The organism is Saccharothrix sabaoui, assembly GCF_051756985.1.
GTDB lineage: Bacteria > Actinomycetota > Actinomycetes > Mycobacteriales > Pseudonocardiaceae > Actinosynnema.
Genome location: NZ_JBPKJK010000147.1, coordinates 1 through 21,587, shown reverse-complemented (window position 1 = coordinate 21,587; position 21,587 = coordinate 1). Strand labels below are relative to the sequence as shown.

Here is a 21,587-nt window from a genome sequence, read left to right as displayed (position 1 = left end):
CGCCACCTCGTCGGCCACGAGGCGCGCCACGGTGTCCCGCAGCCCGTCGCGCGCCGCCACCGCCGGCCGCCACCCGGTGACGGCGGTGAACGCGGCGGCGTCGAACTCCACGCTCTCCAGGTCGGCCGGGTCGACCTCGCCCGGCGGCGGCACCGAGCGCACCGGCACGGCCGGTCGGCCGGTCAGCTCGGCCACGAGCGCCGCGACCTCCCCGAACACCTCGCCGAGGGGTGCGCTGCGGCCGGTGCCGATGACCCAGTGCCGGCCCGCCAGGCGGTCGACGTGCCGCAGCGCCAGCCGGAACGCCTCCGCCGCGTCCGCGACGTGCAGCAGGTCCCGCCGCACCGTCCCGTCGTGCCACATGGTGATCGGCTCGCCCGCCAGCGCCCGCCGCGCCATCGCCGACACCACGCCCCGGTCCACCGCACCGGTGCCGGGCACGTGGCCGTAGGTGGTGGGCAGCCGCAGCGAGACCGCCCGCAGCGCGCCCCGGGCGGTCGCCGCCGTCAGCGCCCGTTCGGCGGCCAGCTTCTGCCGGCCGTACGGGGTGCGCGGCCGGTCGGGCTCCGTGCCGTCGACGCGCACCCGGTCGGTGTCCCCGAGCTGGCTCTTGGTCCCGGCGTAGAGCACCACCGGCGGCGCGCCGCCCCGCGCGGACAGGACGTCCACCAGGTCGAGCACCAGCCCGGTGTTGACCCGCTCGGCCCCGGTGTCGCCGTCGGCGACCCGCCAGGAACCGGAACCGGACCGGTAGGCCAGCGCGTACACCACCACGTCCGCGTCGCCCACCGCCTCCGCCAGCGCGCCCGGCGCCGCCAGGTCCGCCACCACGGCCTCGAACCCGGTCGCGCCCGGCGGCGGCGGTGTCGGCCGGGTGGCGACCGCGCGCACGGCCAGGCCGTCGCGGGCCAGCGCGTGCAGCACGGCCGAGCCGATGAACCCGGTGCCGCCCAGGACGACGGCCCGCGCGCTCACGCGGTCAGCTCCCGCTCCAGCCGCAGGCAGTCCTCGTAGCGGGGCAGCAGGCCCGCCGCCCCGGCCTCGGCGAGGGTCGGCGCGACGGAGTCCCGGTCGGAGAGCAGCGGCTCCAGCCCGTCGGGCAGCTCCAGGCCCAGTGCGGGGTCCAGCGGGTGCACGGCCAGTTCGTGCTCCGCCACGTACGCCGACGACACCAGGTACGCCATCACCGTGTCGTCCTCCAGCGCCACGAACGCGTGCCCCAGCCCCACCGGGAAGTACACGGCGCGGAAGTCCACCGGGTCGACGCGGACCACGTCCCACCGCCCGAACGTGGGCGAGCCGACCCGCAGGTCCACCACGAAGTCCAGGGCCGCGCCGCGCGGGCAGTACACGTACTTGGCGCAGCCGGGCGGGGTCGTCGTGAAGTGCACGCCCCGCACGACACCCGCCCGCGACCGGCTGTGGTTGGTCTGCGCCGGCGTGAACAGCCGGTGGCCGGTGGCCTCGGTGAACGCGCCCTCCTGGAAGGGGGAGGTGAACAGCCCCCGCTCGTCGGGGAAGGTGGTCGGGGTGAACTCGAACGCGCCGTCGACGGCGAGCCCGCGTGCTTTCACGAAACGCTCCTATCAGGACAGTCCGGCCAGGACGGCGCGCACCGCGTCGATGACCCGGTCCTGCACGTCCGGCGCCAGCCCGGCGTACATGGGCAGCGAGAAGATCTCGCCGGCGAGCCGCTCGGTCACCGGCAGGGAACCGCGCGGGTAGCCCAGGTGCTCGAAACCGCTCATGGTGTGCACGGGCCACGGGTAGCTGACGTTGAGGTGCACGTCGTGCGCCTTGAGCGCCTCCAGGACGTCGTCCCGGCGCGGGTGGCGGACCACGTACAGGTAGTAGACGTGGTCGTTGCCGTCGGCCACGGCGGGCAGCACCAGGTCGGTGTCGGCGAGCCCTTCGGCGTAGCGGCGGGCTACCTCCCGCCGGGCCGCCAGGTAGCCGTCGAGGCGCCGCAGCTTGCGGCGCAGGATCTCCGCCTGCACCTCGTCCAGCCTGCTGTTGTGCCCCGGTGTCTCCACCACGTAGTACTTCTCGGCCATGCCGTAGTAGCGCAACCGCCGCATCCGGGCGTCGACGCCGTCGTCGGAGGTGACCACCGCGCCGCCGTCCCCGTAGGCGCCCAGCACCTTGGTCGGGTAGAACGAGAACGCCGCCGCGTCGCCGGACGTGCCGGCGATCCGCCCGTGCCGCCGCGCGCCGTGGGACTGCGCGCAGTCCTCCAGCACCGCCAGCCCGTGCCGCCGCGCCAGCTCGGTCAACGGTTCCACGTCCACGCACTGGCCGTACAGGTGCACCGGCAGCAGGCAGCGCGTGCGCTCGGTGATCGCCCCCGCCACCTGCCCGGTGTCCATCAGGTAGGTGTCCGGGTCGACGTCGACGAACCGCGGCACCGCGCCGACCGCGTCGATCGCCACCACCGTGGGCGCGGCCGTGTTCGACACCGTCACGACCTCGTCGCCGGGACCGACGCCCAGTGCCCGCAGCGCCAGCACCAGCGCGTTCGTCCCGTTGTCCACGCCCGTGCAGTGGGCCGCCCCGTGGTACGCGGCGAACTCCCGCTCGAACCCCGCCACGCTCGGCCCGAGCACCAGTCGGCCGGACGAGAACACGGTCTCGACCGCGTCCATGATGTCCGAGCGCTCGTTCTCCCACTCGTCCAGGTAATCCCACACCAGGGTCGCCATCGCCACGCCTCCCGGTCCGGCAACGCCCCGGGACGCCCCGGGGCCCGCAGAGTGTGCACCGCGGCGACCCGGCCGTGACGGTCAATTCTGAGCAGCGCGCACCGACCGCCCTGCCCGCACAATGCGGTGCCCGCCCCCGAGACGGGGCCGAGCACGAACGGAGGTGCGCCATGACCGCCCACGTCACCGGGTCGTCCGCGGGGTCGGACATCAGCGCGAGGCTGTTGCGCTCGGCCCGCCGCGCGGACAGCCCGCTCACCCCCAACGCGGAGGTCGACGCGTGGCTGGAGCGGCAGCGCGCCGAGTGCGCCGCGGTGGTCCACCGCGTCCCGTTCGCGGACGTGCGGGGCTGGCGCTTCGCCGAGGACACCGGCAACCTCCGGCACGACAGCGGCAAGTTCTTCAGCGTCGAGGGCGTCAAGGTCACCACGGACGACGGCACCTGGGTGCAGCCGATCATCGTCCAGCCGGAGATCGGCGTCCTGGGCCTGCTGGTCAAGGAGTTCGACGGCGTCCTGCACTTCCTGATGCAGGCCAAGTTCGAACCGGGCAACGTCACCGTGGTCCAGCTCTCGCCGACCGTGCAGGCCACCCGCAGCAACTACACCGGCGTGCACCGGGGCGCGTCGATCCCGCACCTGGAGCACTTCCTGCGCGACTGGTCGTCCGGCGTGCTCGTCGACGTGCTCCAGTCCGAGCAGAACGCGTGGTTCCTGCACAAGCGCAACCGCAACATGGTGGTGGAGACGACCGAGCCGGTCGAGCACGACGACCGGTTCCGGTGGCTCACGCTCGGCCAGGTGTGGCGGCTGCTGCACCGCGACGACGTGGTCAACATGGACGCCCGCACGGTGCTGTCCTGCCTGCCCCCGGTGGTCACCGCGGCCCGACCGGACGGGACGGGGCGCGACGGGGCCGGAGCCGACGGGGCCGGGTTCGACGAGGTGGAGACGGACGACTTCGGCGCCGCGGTCCTGGCGTCCTTCCGGGACCACGACCGCGACCCGCGCGGCGCGGGGGAGGTGCTGAGCTGGTTGACGGACCAGCGCTCGCGCCGCGAGTTCCTCCAGGAGCGCGTCCCGCTCAACCGGGGCGCGAACCACGGCTGGCGGCGCGGCCCGGACCGCATCGAGCACGACAGCGGCCGGTTCTTCACGGTGGTGGGCGTGGACGTGCGCACCGGGGCGCGCGAGGTCGCCTCGTGGTGCCAGCCGCTGATCGCCCCCGTGGGCAGCGGCCTGCTGGCCCTGCTGGTGCGCCGCACCCGCGGCCCGGTCGAGGTGCTGGTGCAGGCCAAGCTGGACGCGGGTTCCCTCAACGGGGTCGAGCTGGCCGCCTCGGTGCACTGCACGCCCGACAACTACCGGGGCCTGCCGCCCGAGCGGTCGCCGCTGTTCCTCGACGCGGTCCTCGGCGCCGACCCCGGCGCGATCCGCTACGACGTGATGCAGTCCGAGGAGGGCGGCCGGTTCCTCGACGCCAGCAACCGGTACGTCGTCGTGGAGGTCGGCGAGGACTTCCCGTCCGCGCTGCCGGACTCCTACCGCTGGCTGTCCCTGGGTCGGCTGTGCGCGCTGCTCGCCCACAGCAACTACCTCACCGTGGAGCTGCGCAGCCTGGTGGCCTGCGTGCAGACGCTGCCGCACCGCGACCTCGCGGCCCCCGCCGGCGGCGGGCGGTGATCCCCCGGGAGGTCACCCGGCCGCCGGCGGGGGGCGGGCGGTGGCCCTGGGTGGGGCCGCTCGTCGGCGTCGCGGTCCTGGTGGGCGCCCTCGTGCTCCTCGGGCCCCGGGTGGGGCACGGCTTCACCACCGCGGCCCGCTTCCTGGTCGCCGTCGGCGTGGTCCTCGCCGCGAGCCACCTCCTCGGCCTGCTGTTCGCGCGCCTGGGCCAGCCGCCGGTGGTCGGCGAGATCACCGGCGGGCTCCTGGTCGGTCCCTCGGCGCTGGGCGCGGTGTGGCCGCGGGGGCAGCAGGCGCTGTTCACGCCCGAGGTCACCGACGGCCTCGCCCTGGCCGCCCAGCTGGGCGTGGTGACGTTCATGTTCCTGCTCGGGGCCGAGCTGCGGCTCGAACGCGTCACCGGCAGCGAACGGGTCGTCGGCCTGGTCGTGGTCGGTTCGATCGCGGTGCCGTTCGCGACCGGCGCGCTGCTGGCGTGGCTGTGGCGGGACGCGTTCCTGCCGCCCGGCACGCCGCTGCTGCCGTACGTCCTCTTCCTCGGCATCGCCCTGTCGATCACGGCGCTGCCGGTGCTGGCCCGCATCCTGGTGGACTCGGGCATCCAGTCCACGGGTGTCGGCACGGTGGCGATCGCGTGCGCCGCCATCGGCGACGCGGTGGCCTGGTCGGCGCTCGCCGTGGTGCTCGCGCTGACCGACGGCGGCGGCATGGGCGCGGTGCCCGCCAAGGCGGCGATGGCGGTCGCCCTGGTCGTCGCCACCGCGCTGTGCGCGCGGCCCGGCCTGGCGGCCCTGGACCGCGCGCTGCGGGGACGGCCGCGCCCCGAGGCGGTCATGCTGCCGGCGCTCGTGGTCGGCGCGGTCGCCTGGTCCGCGCTGAGCGAGGTGGTCGGCCTGCACCCGGTCATCGGGGCGTTCCTCTTCGGCCTGGCCGTGCCCCGCGACAGCGCCCTGGTGACGCGGGTGGGGGAGCAGCTCCAGGGCTTCGCGGTCGCGGTCCTGCTCCCGCTGTTCTTCGCCGGCATCGGCCTCAAGACCGCGTTCGGCCTGTTCGGCGGCGACCTCGTGATGTGGGCGGCCCTGCTGGTGCTGCTCCTGGCGGCCATCGGCTCGAAGGTCGTCGGCGCGGCGGGCGGCGCCCTGGCCGCGGGCCTGCCGAGGCACGAGGCCCTGACCCTGGGGGCGCTGATGAACTGCCGGGGCGTGACGGAACTGGTGGTGGTCTCCACCGGCCTCCAGCACGGCCTGGTCAACGAGGCGGCGTTCACCGTCCTGGTGCTGGTGGCGCTCCTGACGACGGCGGCCACCGGTCCCCTCGTCCGCAACCGCGTGCCACGTCCCGAGGAGGTGCCGACGTGACCACCCCCTTCGACGGCGACGGCCCGTTCCTGGTGCTGGTCAACGACCGCGGCGAGCACAGCCTGTGGCCGACCGCGGTCCCCGTGCCCGACGGGTGGCGGACCGTGCTGGGGCCCGCGACGCGGGCCGCGTGCGCCGCGTACGTGGACGAGCACTGGACCGCGCTGAAACGCTGATCCACCGCCCGCGCGGCTGTTACCGCTCGGTAAGGTCACTGTCCACCCCCCGAAGGCAGCGGGGCTGTTCGGCGGTGCGGTAACTCGCGCGAACGGGGCCGGGGGCGAGCCGCCGAACGGGTGTGTGCCCGGTCACAGTATTCGGTGTGCGCGTGCTGCGTCCATGTCCGGCCGGTAACGCCGCCGTGACCGCACGTGAAGCGGATTCGCGTCCAATGGGCGAACTGCGCTGCTGAACGCGGTCGTGCCGACAATGCGTGCCCTGCTCGGTTATCGCTGTTCAAGCCTACGGTCGCGTAAGTTCGGGGCGTTGACGCGACGTACCGCACTCCCTTGACTACACGACGTCATCGGCTGCTCGTGTCGATTGGGAGTGGCGGAACGGATGGATGTCTCCGAGCTGGTCGTCGCGGTCAACCCGGTCCACCACCCTGCGCCCCGGCTGACCGCCGTCGCGGCCCGCGCAGGCGCGCTCGGCGTGCTGGAGCTGCCCGGGGACCCCCGGGCCGCGGCCGACGCGCTGGACCGCGCCGCGAGGTGGACCACCGGGCGGTTCGGCGTGCGCGTCCGACCCGGCTGCGCGGTCCCCGACCTGCCCGCCGCCGCCGACACCGTGCTGCTGGCCGACCCGGCGCGCACCGCCGCCGACTTCCCCGGCCGGCGGGTGCTGGCCGAGGTGGTCGACCTCGCCGGGGCACTCGCCGCGGTGGCCGCCGGCGCGGCCGGCCTCGTCGTGCGCGGCCGGGAGGCCGGCGGCCGGGTCGGCGAGCTGAGCACGTTCGTGCTGCTGCAACAGGTCCTCGGCGCGGTGGACGTGCCGGTGTGGGCGGCGGGCGGCATCGGCCCGCACACCGCCGCCGCGGCCGTCGCCGGCGGCGCGGCGGGCGTCGTGCTCGACACCCAGCTCGCCCTGTTCCCCGACGCCGGGCTGCCGGCGGAGCTGACCGCCGCGCTGGACGGCCTCGACGGCTCGGAGACCGTGCTGCACCACGGGCACCGGGTGCTGAGGCGACGCGGCCCCGGCGTGCCGGAGCTGCCCGCGGACGGGGTCGCCGACCGGTTGGGCCCCGACCTGCGCACCCAGTTCCCCCCGGTCGGGCAGGACGTGGCGCTCGCCTCCGCGTTCGCCCGCCGCTGGCGCACGGCCGGCGCGGCCGTCCGCGGCGTGCGGGACGCGGTGCTCGCCGCCATCGCCGACGACGCAGCCGTGCGCGTGCTCGGCCCCGGCTCCACCGGCGCCCGGCACCTGGGCACGGCGCTGCCCGTCGTGCAGGGGCCGATGACCCGCGTCAGCGACCGACCAGGGTTCGCCGCGGCCGTCGCCGACGGGGGCGGCCTGCCGTTCCTGGCCCTGGCGCTGTCCGGCCCGGAGCAGACCCGCGAGCTGCTCACCCGCACCCGCGACGAGCTGGGCGACCGGCCGTGGGGCGTGGGCGTGCTCGGGTTCGCCGCCGAGGACGTGCGCGCCGCCCAGCTCGCCGTGGTCGAGGAGGTCCGGCCCACCCACGCGATCATCGCGGGCGGGCGGCCCGCGCAGGCCGCCCACCTGGAGGCCGCGGGCGTCTCGGCGTTCCTGCACGTGCCCTCGCCCGGCCTGCTGCGCCAGTTCCTCGCCGCCGGCGCGCGGAAGTTCGTCTTCGAGGGGGCGGAGTGCGGCGGCCACGTGGGCCCCCGGCACAGCTTCCCCCTGTGGGAGTCCCAGGTGGACGTCCTCCTCGACCACCTCGCCGCGGGCGGCGCGGGCGGGGACCTGACCGTGCTCTTCGCGGGCGGCGTGCACGACGAGCGCTCCGCCGCGATGGTCGCCGCGCTCGCCGCGCCCCTGGCCCGCGCCGGGGTCGGCGTCGGCCTGCTCATGGGCACCGCCTACCTGTTCACCGAGGAGGCCGTGCGCACCGGCGCGATCGGCCCCGTGTTCCAGCGGCACGTCGTCGCCGCCGACCGCACCGACCTGCTGGAGACCGCGCCCGGCCACGCCACCCGGTGCGTGCGCAGCGGCTTCACCGAGGACTTCGCCGCGCTGCGCGACGACCTGCGCGCCGGCGGCGTGCCCGACCGCGAGGCGTGGGACCGCCTGGAGCGCTTCAACGTCGGCCGCCTGCGGGTGGCCAGCAAGGGCGTCGAGCGCGTCGGCGACGACCTGCGGCCCGTGCCCGAGGAGCGGCAGGCCGCCGAGGGCATGTTCATGGCCGGCGACGTGAGCGTGCTGCGCGACGCCGTCACCACGGTCGCCGGCCTGCACGACTCCGTCGGCGCGGCGGCCGGCCGGTGGCTGGCCGACCGGGTCGCCGCGCTGCGCGCCGACCTGCTCGCCCCCGAACCCGAACCGGAGCCCGCCCCGCTGCGGGTCGCGGTCATCGGCATGGCCTGCGTGTTCCCCGGCGCCCCCGACCTGGCCTCGTTCTGGGCCAACGTGCTGTCCGGCGCCGACAGCGTCACCGAGGTGCCGCCCGAGCGGTGGGACCCGGAGCTGTACTACGACCCGGACGGCACCGGCGAGCGCACGCCGTCGCGCTGGGGCGGGTTCCTGCCGCGCATCCCGTTCGACCCGCTGGCCTACGGCATCCCGCCCGCCTCGCTCGGCGCGGTCGAGCCCGTGCAGCTGCTCGCGCTGGAGGTGGCCCGCCGGGCGCTGGAGGACGCGGGCTACCCGCACGCCGCCACCGACCACCGCCGCACGTCCGTCGTGTTCGGCGCGGAGTCCGGCAGCGACCTGTCCAACGCCACCACGCTGCGCACCGTGCTGCCCTCCTACACCGGGTCCCTGCCGCCCGCGCTGGACGCCCAGCTGCCCCGGCTCACCGAGGACTCGTTCCCCGGGATGCTGGCCAACGTCATCGCGGGCCGGGTGGCCAACCGGCTCGACCTCGGCGGCGCGAACTACACCGTGGACGCGGCGTGCGCGTCGTCGCTGACCGCCGTGGACGTGGCCTGCAAGGAACTCGTCGCCGGCACCAGCGACCTCGTCGTGGCCGGTGGCGCGGACCTGCACAACGGCATCAACGACTACCTGCTGTTCTCCTCCGTGCACGCCCTCTCGCCCAGCGGGCGCTCGGCCACGTTCGACCGGTCCGCCGACGGCATCGCGCTCGGCGAGGGCGTGGCGTGCGTGGTCCTCAAGCGGCTCGACGACGCCCTGCGCGACGGCGACCGGGTGTACGCGGTGGTCGACGGCGTCGGCAGCGCCAGCGACGGCCGCGCGCTCGGCCTGACCGCCCCGCGCCCCGAGGGGCAGCGCGCCGCGCTGGAACGCGCCTACCGGATGGCCGGCGTGTCACCCGCCCGGGTGGGCCTGGTGGAGGCGCACGGCACCGGCACGGTGGTCGGCGACCGCACCGAGCTGCGCACCCTCACCGAGGTGTTCACCGAGGCGGGCGCCGAACCCGGGTCGTGCGCGCTGGGGTCGGTCAAGTCCCAGATCGGGCACACCAAGTGCGCGGCCGGGCTGGCCGGGCTGATCAAGGCGGCGCTGGCCGTGCACCACGGCGTGCGCCCGCCGACCGCGCACCTGCGCGAGCCCAGCTCGGCGTGGGAACCCGACCGCAGCCCGTTCGCGTTCCACACCGCCGCCCGGCCGTGGGTCGCGCCGCCCGCCGAGCGGGTCGCCGGGGTGAGCGCGTTCGGGTTCGGCGGCACCAACTTCCACGTGGTGCTGCGCGCCCACGACCAGGCGCCCGCCGCGCACGCCCTGGACCAGTGGCCCGCCGAGCTGTTCCTGTTCCGCGGCGCGGACCCGGCCGCCGCCGCGCGCGCCGCCGCTGCTTTGCTCGACCAGGTCGACGCCACGCCCGCCGCCCGGTTGCGCGACTTCGCCCGCGGTGCGGCGACCAAGGCCGACGTGGCCGCGCTGCGCGGTGACCGGGTCTGGCTCGCCGTGGTGGCCCACGACGTCGCACAACTGCGCGACCGGCTGCGGCTCGCCGTGTCCGGCGGCACCAGCACCGCCACCGGCAGCTCCGGCTCCGGCGGCGGCGGTGTTGTCGGCTCTGTCGTGTCCGGCGGCGGCGTGGCCGGCTCTGTCGTGGCCGGCTCCGGGGTGCTCGGCTCCGGGGTGCTCGGCGACGGCGTGTTCAGCGCCGACGTGGCCGAGACCGGGTCGGTCGCCTTCCTCTACCCGGGCCAGGGCAGCCAGCGGCCGGGGATGTTGGCCGACCTGGTGGTGGCCTTCCCCGAGCTGCACCGGTACCTGGAGCTGGGGGCGCGGTGGGCCGACGCGCTCTACCCGCCCACCGCGTTCGACCCGGCCACCGAGGCCGCGCAGCGGGCCCGGATCACCGACACGGCCGTCGCGCAGCCCGCGCTCGGCGTGGTCGAGCTGGCCGCCACCGACCTGCTCGCGTCGGTCGGCGTGCGGCCGGACGCGGTGGCGGGCCACAGCTACGGCGAACTGGTCGCGCTGACCGCCGCCGGCGTGTTCGAGCCGGCCGACCTGCTCGCCGCCAGCGCCGCCCGCGCCGAGGCGATCCTCGACCAGGTGCGCGACGGCGACCCCGGCGCGATGGCCGCCGCGTCCGCGCCGGCCGACGAGGTCGAGGCGGTGCTGCGGGCCGCCGACCTGCCCGTGGTGGCGGCCAACCGCAACTCGCCCAAGCAGACCGTGGTGTCCGGGCCGACCGGGGCGGTGGCGTCGGCGGTGGAGCTGCTGCGCGCCGCCGGGTGGTCCGCCAAGCCGCTGCCGGTGGCGTGCGCGTTCCACAGCCCGCTGGTGGCGGGCGCGGGCGAGGTGTTCCGCCGGGTGCTCGACGGGATGCCGCTGCGCGCGCCGGAGCTGCCGGTCTGGGCCAACCGCACCGCCGACACCTACCCCGCCTCCGCCGACGCCGTGCGCGACGGGCTGGCCGCGCAGATCGGCGCACCGGTCCGGTTCGCCGAGCAGGTCGAGGCCATGCACGCCGCCGGCGTCCGGGTGTTCGTCGAGGTCGGGCCCGGCCGGGTGCTCAGCGGCCTGGTCGCCGCCGTGCTCGGCGACCGGCCCCACCGGGTGGTGAACCTCGGCGAGGACCTGCCCGGTTTCCTCACCGCCCTGGCGCGGCTCGCGGTCGCCGGGGTGGACGTGCGGACCGGACCGCTGGTGCGCGGCCGGGACGCCGCGGACCCGTCCGCCGTGCCCGCGGTGCCGGGGTGGACCGTCGACGGCCACCTCGTGCGGCGCGCGGACGGCGCCATCCAGCCCGGCGCGCTGCGCCCCGCCCAACGGATCACGGAGCCGATCGTGCCCGAACACCTCTCCACGCCCGTGTCGTCCGACGCGCTGGTCGCCGACTTCCTGCGCACCAGCCGCGAGATGATCGCCGCGCAGCGCGACGTGCTGATGACCTACTTCGGCGCGACCGGCGTCCCCGGAGCGCCCGTCGCGCCCGTCGCGCCCGTGGTGCTCCAGGCCGTCGCGCCCGCCCCGGTCCCCGTCGCCGTCGCGGCGGCCGAGCCGATCCCGCTCGAGCCGATCGCGGTGGAGCCGATCCCGGTGGAGCCGATCGCGGTGGACGTGCTGACGACCGTGGTCGAGGTGGTGGCCGAGCGCACCGGCTACCCGGTGGAGATGGTCGAACCGGGCCTGGACCTGGAGGCCGACCTCAGCGTCGACTCGATCAAGCGCGCCGAGATCGCGGGGGAGATCGCCACCCGGCTCGGGCTCGACGCCGGCGCGGGCGCGGCCCTGGAGGCGCTCAGCGCGGCCCGGACCGCCGCCGCCATCGCGGAGCTGATCGAGCAGCAGCGCGCGGCAGCGCCCGAACCCGCCGCCGCGACCGGACCCGCAGCCGGACCCGCGACCGGCCCCGTCGAACTCCGGACGGCCGAACCCGAACCCGAGGCCGTCGCCGCACCGCTGGTCGTCGCGCCGAAGCGGCTGGTGTTCGAGGAGCACGACCTGCCCGTGCCCGCCGCCGACGTGCGCGGCACCCGCGTGGTGGTCGTCGGCGCGCCGGACGAGGCCGTGACCTCCGCCCTGCTGGCCGCCGGCGTCGAGATCGGCCTGGAGGTGCGGGGTGCGGTCGTGCTGCACCTGGGCGCGCTGGACGCCGACGAGTCGCTGCTGCCCGAGGAGTTCCCGCGCATCCAGTCGCTGCTCGCCGCCGGGCCGCGCGGCCTGCTCGCGGTGGACCGGCGCGAGGTCGGGGCCGCCACCGGGCTGCGCGGCTTCTTCCGCACCCTGGCCCGCGAGTACCCGGACCTGACCACCACGCTCGTCGAGGTCCCGGCCGACGCCGGGCCGGACGCCGTGGCCGCCGCCCTGCTCGCCGAACTCGCCGCGCCGCCCACCGCCGACCGCGAACCCGTCGTGCTCGCGGGCCCCGGCACGCGGCGCGGCCTGCGCCTGACCGTGACCGACCTCGGGCCGGTGGCGGCGGCCGGCGCGGGACCCGCTGGCGACGGCGCGGCCGAGGCCGAGGCCGCCGGGCTGGACCGGGACGCCGTGGTGCTGCTCGCCGGCGGCGCGCGCGGCATCACCGCGCGGTTCGCCCGCACCCTGGCCGCCGCGGGCCGCTGCCGGTTGGAGCTGCTCGGCCGCACCCCCGCGCCGCTCGGCCCGGAGGAGCCCGACCTGGTCGCCGCGACCGACCGGGCCGCGCTGCGCGCCGCGTTCCTGGCCCGCGGCATGACCTCGCCCACCGAGGTGGAACGGGCGGTGTCCGCCGCGCTGGCCGAGCGCGAGGTCCGCACCACCCTGTCCGACCTGGGCGACCTGGCCCGCTACCACGCGGTGGACGTGCTCGACGCCGAGGCGGTGCGCGCCACCGTGAAGCGGGTGCACGACGAGCACGGCCGGCTGGACGCGGTGGTGTACGCGGCGGGCGTGATCGAGGACAAGCTGGTCGCGGACAAGTCGGTCGAGTCGTTCCGGCGCGTGTTCTCCACCAAGGTGGACGGTGCCCGCACCCTGCTCGACGCGGTCGACGCGCTGCCCGACGGCCCCCGGTACGCGGTGCTGTTCGGCAGCATCGCCGCCGCCCTGGGCAACCGGGGCCAGTGCGACTACGCCGCCGCCAACGACGCGCTGGAGGAGCTGGGCCGGCGCTGGTCGCGGCCCGGTCGGCGCGGCCTGACCGTCCACTGGGGACCGTGGGCGGGCGGCGGCATGGTCTCGCCCGAGCTGGCCCGCTCCTACGCCGCGCGCGGCGTCGCGCTCATCGACCCCGAGGAGGGACCGCTGAGCCTGCTGCGGGAACTGGCCTGGGGCCCGGCCGACGTGCACGCCGTCGTCAGCTCCGCGTCCGGCTGGTGACCGGGGTGACGCCGGTCGCGATCGTCGGCATGGCGGTGCTGTTCCCGGGCGCGCCCGACCTGGGTTCGTTCTGGCGCAACGTCGTCGGCGGCGTGGACGCCATCACCGACGTGCCCGCCGACCGCTGGGACGCGGGGTTCCACGACCCCGCCTCGCACGACCCCGCGCTGCGCCGGGCCGACCGCGTCTACACCCGGCGCGGCGGGTTCGTCGAGGCGTCGGTGGACGCGGCCGCGTTCGGCGTGATGCCCGCGTCCGTGCCCGGCACCGAACCGGACCAGCTCATCGCGCTCCAGGTGGCGGCGGACGCGGTGGCCGACGCGGGCGGCGACGCCGCGCTGCCCGGCGACCGGCGGCGGGTCGGGGTCGTCCTCGGCCGGGGCGGCTACCTCACGCCCGGCCTGGTGCGGCTGGACCAGCGCGTCCGCACCGCCAACCAGGTCGTGCGCACGCTGCGCGAGCTGATGCCCGAACTGGACGACGACCGGCTGGAACGGGTGCGCGCCGCGTTCGCCGAGCAGCTGGGGCCCGAGGCCCCCGAGTCGGCCATCGGCCTGGTGCCCAACCTCGCCGCGTCCCGCGTCGCCAACCGGCTCGACCTGCGCGGCCCCGCCTACACGGTGGACGCGGCGTGCGCCTCGTCGTTGGTGGCCGTGGACCACGCGGTGCGCGAGCTGGACAGCGGCCGGTGCGACGTCGTGCTGGCGGGCGGCGTGCACCACTGCCACGACATCACGCTGTGGAGCGTGTTCAGCCAGCTCGGCGCGCTGTCGCGCAGCGGGCGCATCCGGCCGTTCCACCGCGACGCCGACGGCGTGCTGATCGGCGAGGGCACCGGCGTGGTCGTGCTCAAGCGGCTGGCCGACGCCGAGCGCGCCGGCGACCGGGTCTACGCGGTCGTCGACGGCACCGGCGTGGCCAGCGACGGCCGCTCGGCGAGCCTGCTCAACCCGGACCCCGGCGGCCAGGCGCGCGCCGTGCGGCAGGCGTGGGAGGCGGCGGGCCTCGACCCGCGCGACCCCGACGCGCTGGGCCTGCTGGAGGCGCACGGCACCGGCACCCCGGCGGGCGACGGGGCCGAGCTGCGCACCCTGGCCGAGGTGTTCGGCCCGGCGAACGGACCGCGCGCCGCCCTCGGCTCGGTCAAGTCGATGATCGGCCACACCATGCCCGCGGCGGGCGTCGCCGGGCTGGTCAAGGCGGCGCTGGCGCTGCACCACGGCGTGCTGCCGCCCACCCTGCACTGCGACGACCCGCACCCGGCGCTCGCCGACACCCGCTTCGAGCCGCTGGCGCGAGCCCGGCCGTGGGAGGCGCCGGGCAGCGGCGCGCCGCGCCGGGCGGGGGTCAACGCGTTCGGTTTCGGCGGCATCAACGCGCACGTCGTGCTGAGCGAACCCGCCACCCGCGCCGCACCCGTCGTGGTGCGCGAGCCGACCAGGGTGCTGCGGCTGGCCGCGGCGACCCCGGCGGCCCTGCTGGAGCAGCTGACCGACGACCCCGCCGGCCTGGACGAGCGCGCCGACGTGCGCCACCCCGTGCGGCTGGGCGTCGTCGACCCGACGCCGCGCAAGCTGGCCCTGGCGCGCAAGGCCGTGGCCAAGGGCGTGCCGTGGCGCGGGCGCGGCGACGTGTGGTTCAGCCCCGCCCCGCTGGGCGGGCGCACCGCGTTCCTGTTCCCCGGCCTGGAGGCCGAGTTCGAGCCGGAGGTGGCCGACGTCGCCGCCCGGTTCGGCCTGCCCTGGGCCGAGGCCGAGGTGCGCGTCGGCGACGTCGGGCGGCATGGCGCGGCCGTGTTCCAGGTCGGGCGGCTGCTGGACGCGGCGCTGCGGCGGCTCGGCGTCGTGCCCGACGCGGTCGCCGGGCACAGCGTGGGGGAGTGGACCGCGATGGCGGCGGGCGGCATCCACGCCGCCGCCGAGGTGGACGCGTTCCTGGCCTCGTTCGACCCCGGTTCGCTGCGCGTGCCGGGCGTGGTGTTCGCGGTGCTCGGCGCGTCCGCCGACCGGGTCGCCGCCGCGCTCGCCGACCACCCCGACGTGGTGCTGTCCCACGACAACGCCCCCAACCAGGCGATGGTGTGCGGCCCGGAGGCGGAGGTGGACGCCGTCGTGCGCCGGTTCCGGGCGGAGGCGGTGATCGGCCGCGTGCTGCCGTTCCGGTCGGGCTTCCACACGCCGATGCTCGCGCCCTACCTGGCCCCGATCCGCGACGCCGCCCAGCGCTACGCCCTGCACCGGCCGACGACGCCGGTGTGGTCGGCGACCACCGCCGCCCCGTTCCCGGACGACCCGGCGGCGGTGCGCGAGCTGTTCGTCCGGCACCTGCTGGAACCGGTCCGGTTCCGGCCGCTGACGCAGGCCCTGCACGCGGCGGGCTTCCGCACGTTCGTGCAGCTCGGCGCGGGCCAGCTCGGGTCGCTGGTGAACGACACCCTGGCGGGCGAGGAGCACCTCGTGGTGTCCGCGCACGGCGGCCTCGCGCAGCTGCGGCGCGTGGTGACGGCCCTGTGGGTGCACGGCCGCCCCGCCGACGCGGAACCGCTGCTGCCGGCGCGCCGGACCGCCCACCGCACCCGCCTGGAGCTGGGCAACCCCCAGGTGTCCCTGCCCGCCTCCGAGCGGATCACCCCGCCCGCGGCGACCACCGTCCCCGACGCCCTGGCCGGCCTGGCGCACGACCCGCTCGCCGCCGAGCTGTCCGCCCTGCTGCGCGACACGGCCGGCCTGGCGACCGACCTGCTCACCGCCCGCGCCGCCGCACCGACCCGGCCCGCCGTGCCGACCCGGCCCGCCGTGCCGACCCACGCCGCCGTACCGACCTACACCGCCGCACCGACCCGCGCCGCAGCACCCGTCCACGCCGCCCCGCCCATTCACGCCACAGCACCTGCCTCCGGCGCGGCACCGACCCGGCCCGTCGTGCCCGGCCCCGCCGCCCCTGCCTCGCCCGTCGCGCCCGGCCCTGCCGCCCCGCCCGCCCGTGCCGCCGAACCCGCCCGCGCCGCCACCACCGCGCCCGCACCACCCGGGCAGGTCCTGCGGATCGACCTGGCGGACATGCCGTACCTGCGCGACCACTGCTTCTTCCGCCAGCGCCCCGACTGGCCCGACGACGCCGACCGCTGGCCGATCGTCCCCGCCACCACCGTCGTCGCGCACCTGACGGCCATCGCCGAGCGCACCGCCCCCGGCACCCGCGCCACCGCCGTGCACGACGTGCGGCTGCTCAAGTGGATCACCGCCACCCCCGCAGCGGACATCCCGGTCACCGTCCACCACCGCGCCCCCGGCGAGGTCGAGGTGGGCCTGACCGGCTTCTCCCGGGCCACCGTCACGCTCGCCGAGGACTACCCGCCACCACCGCCGCGCTGGCCCGTCGACGACCCCGAGCGCGTCCCCGACCTGCGCGCCCACCAGCTCTACGACGAGCGCTGGATGTTCCACGGCCCCCTGTTCCAGGGCGTCACCGAGCTGACCGCGATCGGCGAGCGGCACGTCCGGGGCGTGCTGGCCGCCCTGCCCACCCCCGGCGCGCTGCTGGACAACGTCGGCCAGCTGTTCGGCTACTGGGTGATGGCCGTCCTGCCGAACCGCACCACCGTGTTCCCGGTGCGCTTCGACCGCATCGCGTTCCACGGCCCGCAACCCCCGCCGCACGCCGAGCTGCACTGCCACGTCCGGATCACCGCCGTCACCGACAGCACCGTGACCGCCGACGTCCAGCTGTCCCACGACGACCGGGTCTGGGTGGAGATCACCGGGTGGAGCGACCGCCGCTTCGACACCGACCCCGGCATCCGCGCCGTGGACCGGTTCCCCGGCGCGCACACCCTGTCCGCCGTGGACGAGGACGGTCTGGCCGTGGTGCACGAGCGCTGGCCCGACCTGGCCACCCGCGAGCTGGTCATGCGCAACGTCCTGGGCGGCGTCGAGCGCACCGACTACGAGACCCGGCCGCCGAACGCGAAGCGCCGCTGGCTGCTCGGCCGCATCGCCGCCAAGGACGCCGCCCGCGCGCTGCTCTGGCGCGGGGGCGAGGGCGACGTCTACCCGGCCGAGGTCGCGGTGGACGACGTCGAGGGCCGGCCGAGGCTGCGCGGCGTGCACGGCCGGGACGTGACCGGCGTCCACGTGGACCTCGCCCACCACGGCGAGGTCGGCGTCGCGATCGCCCGGCGCGGACCGTGCGCCGTCGAGGTCCGGGAGGGCGGGGAGCGGCACGAGGCGGCCCTCGCCGCGGTCGCCAAGCTCGCCGGCGCGCCGGGCCGGGTCCTCGCCGAGGACGACGACCGGCTGGTCGTGGCCGCCGGCGGCCGGGAGCACGTCGTGCGCGTGCGCGCCGTCGCCAACCCGCCCGGCCTGCCCGCACGGGAGTACGTGGTCGCGTGGACCGCGCAGGAACCAGGAGAGGGATCATGAACACCGACACCGCCGCGGACCCCGACACCGTGCTGGCCGACATCACCGGCATGCTGCGCGAACTGCTGGAGGAGCACGGCCTGCCGGACGCGGACATCACCCGGGGCTCCACGTTCCACGGTGACCTGGAGCTGGAGAGCATCGACCTGGTGACGCTGTCGGCGTCGCTGCGCGAGCACTACGGCGACCGGGTCAACTTCGCCGAGTTCGTCGCCGACCTGGAGCTGGACGAGATCATCGGCCTCACGGTCGGCGAGCTGGTCGACCACGTGGTCGCCTCGCTGCGGGCCGCGTGATGGCGAAGGTCCGCACCGGCGACATCACCACGCACGTGCAGCGGCTGCCCGCGGCCGACGGCGACCCGGCCGCACCGCTGGTGGTGTTCGTGCACGGCCTGCTCACCGACAGCCTGGCCAGCTACTACTTCACGATCGGCCCGCAGGTCGCGGCGGCCGGCGCGGACGTGCTCATGTACGACCTGCGCGGGCACGGCCGCAGCGACCGCCCGGCCACCGGCTACCGGCTGGAGCACTTCGTCGACGACCTGGCGCACCTGCTCGACGCGCTCGGCGAGACCCGGCCCGCGCACGTGGTGGGCAACTCGTTCGGCGGCACGGTCGCGGCCGGCCTGGCCGCCTGGCACCCCGACCTGGTCGCCACCGTCACCATGATCGAGGCCGAGCCGCCGGTGGCCGCCTGGACCCGGCACATGGCCGACGGCCTCGCCGACGCCAAGGCGCGCCTGGCGCGCGAGGAGGTCATCGGCTGGATCGAGGCCAACCACGGCGCGCACACCGCGAAGCTGTCCCGGGGTGCGAGCCGCATCCTCCAGACCACCACGCTCGCCGAGGACGTCCCGCGCAGCCGGGTGGTCGACGACGACCTGAGCGCGCTCACCCGCCCGCTGCTGGCCGTGTTCGGCGACGAGTCCGGCCTGTGCGAGCAGGTCCCCGGGCTGGAGGCCGCGCTCGCCGACTGCCGCACCGTCGTGCTGCCCGAGCAGGGCCACTCGGTGCTGGTGGAACGGCCGCACGAGACGCGCGAACTGCTGCTGGACTGGGTGCGCGCCCACCACGCCCCGGCGGTGGCGCCCCGGTGAGCCGGTTCCTGTTCGTCGCGCCGCCGCTGGTCGGCCACGTCAACCCGCTCGCGGCGGTGGCGGCGGAGCTGACCGCGCGGGGCCACGACGTCGCCTGGGCCGGGCACGCCGACCTGCTGCGCCGCCTGCTCGCGCCGGGCGCGCGGGTGCACGACTGCGCGCTGCCGCCCACCGACCTGCTGCACCGGCCGCCGGAGCTGACCGGCCCGGCCGCGTTCCGGTTCCTGTGGCGGGACTTCTTCGTGCCGCTGGCCGACGCCATGGCGCCCGGCGTGGCCGCCGCCGTCGAGCGCGAGCGGCCCGACCTCGTGGTGGCCGACCAGCACGCGGTGGCCGGGTCGCTGGTAGCGGAACGGCTCGGCGTCCCGTGCGCGACCTCGGCCAGCACCTCCGCCGAACTGGTCGACCCGCTGGCCGGGCTGCCCAAGGTCGCCGCCTGGCTGACCGACCTGCTCGCCGACCTGCGCCGCCGGATCGGCGACCCGACCGCCGGCCACGACCCGCGCCACCCGCCCGGCGGCGTGGTCGCGTTCACCACCGGCGACCTGGTCGGCGACGTGCCCCTGCCCGACGGCGTGCGGCTGGTCGGCCCGGCCGTCACGTCCCGCCCGTCGAGCGACTTCCCGTGGCACCGGCTCGACCCCGACCGCCGCGTGGTGCTGGTCAGCCTCGGCACCGCGAACGTCGACGCGGGCGCGCGGTTCCTGCGCGAGGCGGCCACGGCCGTGGTCGCCCGACCGCACGTGCAGGGCGTCGTGGTGGACCCCGGCGGCGTGCTGGGCGACGTGCCGGGCGCGCTGGTCGTGCCGCACGTGCCGCAGCTCGACCTGCTGGCCCGCTGCGCGGCGGTGGTGTGCCACGCCGGGCACAACACCGTGTGCGAGTCCCTGTGGCACGGCGTGCCGCTCGTGCTCGCGCCCATCCGCGACGACCAACCGGTGGTCGCGGGCCAGGTCGTCGCGGCGGGCGCGGGCGTGCGGGTGCGGTTCGGCCGGGTCACCGCCGAGGGCCTGGGCGCGGCCCTGGACACCGTGCTCGACCCCGCCTCCGGGCACCGCGACGCGGCCCGTGCGCTCGCCCGGTCCTTCCACGCCGCCGGCGGCGCGCCCGCCGCCGCCGACCACCTGGCGGCGGTGGCCGCCCGCACCCCCGCCACCACCTGAGCCGCACCCCCTCGCCCGACCCGGCTACCGCCTTGGGGAACACGATGACGACCAGTCCCTCGACCAGTGCCCTGCGGGTGCTGCTCGACCACGCCCGCCCCCACCGCGCCGTGCTGGCCGGCAGCCTGCTCCTCGTGCTCGCGGCCGGCGCGTCGGGGCTCGTGCAGCCGCTGGTGGCGCAGGACGTGCTGGAGGCGCTGGGCACCGGCGGGTCCGTGCTGGAACCGGTCCTGCTGCTGGCCGGGCTGGTGGTGCTCGGCGCGGTGCTGACCGGCGTGCAGTCGTGGTGGCAGCAGCGCACCGCCGAGCACGTCGTCCGCCAGGTGCGCCGCGACCTGGTGTTCCGGCTGATCCGGCTGCGCGTGCCCGAGCTGGACCGCCGCCCGCCCGGCGACCTGACCGCCCGGGTGACCTCCGACAGCACCCTGTTGCAGAACGCCGCCACCGAGGGCCTGGTGCTGGTCGCCAACGGCCTGCTGACCACGCTCGGCGCGGTCGTGCTGATGGGCGTGGTGCACCTGGGCCTGCTCGGCGTCACCGCCGGGGTGATCGTCGCGGTGGCCCTGGTGCTGCTGGTCGTGCTGCCCCGCATCCGGCTCGCGGTGGCGCGGGCGCAGGCGGCCGTGGGCGCGGTCGGCGCGGCGCTGGACCGGGCGCTCGGCGCGGCCCGCACGGTCAAGGCCAACGGCGCGGAGGCCCGCGAGACCGCCCTTGCCGGCGCCGCCCTGGACGAGGCGCACGCCGCCGGGCTGGTCGGCGCGCGGTACGCGGCCGTGGTCAAGGTGCTGACCGGCGTGGCGATCCAGGGCGCGTTCCTGGGAGTCCTGGGCGTCGGCGGTGCGCTGGTCGCGGCCGGGCGGATGACCGCGCCGGAGCTGATCGCGTTCCTGCTCTACGTGTTCTACCTGGCCTCGCCCATCGGGTCGCTCGCCGCCGGGCTCGGGATGCTCCAGCAGGGCCTGGGCGCGGTCGGCCGGATCGACGAGGTGCGGCGGATGCCGGTGGAGGAGGACGTGGACCTCGCCGTGCCGACCCCGCACGGCCCGCCGCCCGCGGTGGAGTTCGACGGCGTCGAGTTCGCCTACCCCGGTCGCGGGCCCGCGCTGCGCGGCGTGTCGTGGACCGCGCGGCCCGGCACGCGCACCGCGCTGGTCGGCCTGTCCGGTGCGGGCAAGACGACGATGTTCGCGCTGCTGCAGCGGTTCTACGAGCCGACCGCGGGCACGATCCGGGTCGGTGGCGCGGACATCGCGGACCTGTCGCGCGCCGAGCTGCGGCGGCTCATCGCGTACGTGGAGCAGGACTCGCCGGTCATGGCGGGCACCCTGCGGGAGAACCTGCTCTACGCCGCGCCGGACGCCTCCGCCGAGGACATCGCCGAGGCGCTGCGGGTGACCAGGCTGCTCGGCTTCGTGGACCGGCTCGACGCGGGCCTGGACACCGAGGTCGGCACGCGCGGCGTCACCCTGTCCGGTGGCGAGCGGCAGCGGCTGGCCATCGCGCGGGCGCTGCTGCGCAAGCCGCGCGTGCTGCTGCTGGACGAGGCCACCGCCCAGCTCGACGCCCGCAACGAGAACGCGCTGCGCGACGCGGTGGAGCAGGTGGCCCTGGGCTGCACGGTCATCCTGATCGCGCACCGGCTGTCCACGGTGACCGACGCGGACCGGATCGTCGTGCTGGAGCACGGCGCGGTGCGCGCGCAGGGCACGCACGACGAGCTGGTGGAGCGGGACGAGCTGTACCGGGAGCTGGCCGCGACCCAGC

Annotated in this window: 12 protein-coding genes; 9 read left to right on the top strand and 3 right to left on the bottom strand. The window is 76.7% G+C overall.

What is annotated here, in order from left to right:
- The 3 genes from ACR807_RS32775 to ACR807_RS32765 form a co-directional block, all read right to left on the bottom strand.
- Positions 1-975, bottom strand: a 975-nt coding sequence (locus ACR807_RS32775; RefSeq protein ID WP_438925347.1) for an NAD-dependent epimerase/dehydratase family protein, incomplete at its 3' end; no start/stop codon positions are given.
- Complete coding sequence (locus ACR807_RS32770) at positions 972-1,574, bottom strand: dTDP-4-dehydrorhamnose 3,5-epimerase family protein (protein WP_438925346.1); 603 nt, start codon at positions 1,572-1,574, stop codon at positions 972-974. The genes ACR807_RS32775 and ACR807_RS32770, both read right to left, overlap by 4 nt.
- Positions 1,575-1,586: 12 nt before the next feature.
- A complete protein-coding gene (locus tag ACR807_RS32765) occupies positions 1,587-2,699 on the bottom strand; it encodes a DegT/DnrJ/EryC1/StrS family aminotransferase (RefSeq protein ID WP_438925345.1) in 1,113 nt (370 codons plus the stop codon).
- Positions 2,700-2,869: 170 nt separating this feature from the next.
- Here ACR807_RS32765 and ACR807_RS32760 point away from each other — a divergent pair, with 170 nt between their 5' ends.
- The 9 genes from ACR807_RS32760 to ACR807_RS32720 all read left to right on the top strand — a co-directional run.
- Complete coding sequence (locus ACR807_RS32760; RefSeq protein ID WP_438925344.1) at positions 2,870-4,381, top strand: NDP-hexose 2,3-dehydratase family protein; 1,512 nt, start codon at positions 2,870-2,872, stop codon at positions 4,379-4,381.
- A gap of 50 nt (positions 4,382-4,431) precedes the next feature.
- Complete coding sequence (locus tag ACR807_RS32755) at positions 4,432-5,739, top strand: cation:proton antiporter (RefSeq protein ID WP_438925343.1); 1,308 nt, start codon at positions 4,432-4,434, stop codon at positions 5,737-5,739.
- The gene (locus ACR807_RS32750; RefSeq protein ID WP_438925342.1) at positions 5,736-5,915 is read left to right on the top strand and encodes an MbtH family protein; all 180 of its coding nucleotides are present in this window, start codon (positions 5,736-5,738) and stop codon (positions 5,913-5,915) included. The genes ACR807_RS32755 and ACR807_RS32750 overlap by 4 nt, the downstream gene beginning before the upstream one ends.
- Before the next feature lie 385 nt (positions 5,916-6,300).
- Positions 6,301-13,140, top strand: a complete 6,840-nt coding sequence (locus ACR807_RS32745; RefSeq protein WP_438925341.1) for an SDR family NAD(P)-dependent oxidoreductase — start codon at positions 6,301-6,303, stop codon at positions 13,138-13,140.
- Positions 13,141-13,169: 29 nt separating this feature from the next.
- Positions 13,170-17,561, top strand: coding sequence for a beta-ketoacyl synthase N-terminal-like domain-containing protein (locus ACR807_RS32740; protein WP_438925348.1), 4,392 nt, complete (start codon positions 13,170-13,172; stop codon positions 17,559-17,561).
- Positions 17,558-17,857: an acyl carrier protein gene (locus tag ACR807_RS32735; protein WP_438925340.1), complete on the top strand. Its 300-nt coding sequence runs from the start codon at positions 17,558-17,560 to the stop codon at positions 17,855-17,857. The genes ACR807_RS32740 and ACR807_RS32735 overlap by 4 nt, the downstream gene beginning before the upstream one ends.
- On the top strand, positions 17,857-18,660 hold the full coding sequence (locus tag ACR807_RS32730) for an alpha/beta fold hydrolase (RefSeq protein ID WP_438925339.1): 804 nt from the start codon (positions 17,857-17,859) through the stop codon (positions 18,658-18,660). Before ACR807_RS32735 ends, ACR807_RS32730 begins: the two co-directional genes overlap by 1 nt.
- The gene (locus ACR807_RS32725; RefSeq protein ID WP_438925338.1) at positions 18,657-19,823 is read left to right on the top strand and encodes a glycosyltransferase; all 1,167 of its coding nucleotides are present in this window, start codon (positions 18,657-18,659) and stop codon (positions 19,821-19,823) included. The genes ACR807_RS32730 and ACR807_RS32725 overlap by 4 nt, the downstream gene beginning before the upstream one ends.
- A gap of 44 nt (positions 19,824-19,867) precedes the next feature.
- Positions 19,868-21,587: ABC transporter ATP-binding protein (locus ACR807_RS32720; protein WP_438925337.1), on the top strand; the 1,720-nt coding region annotated here is incomplete at its 3' end.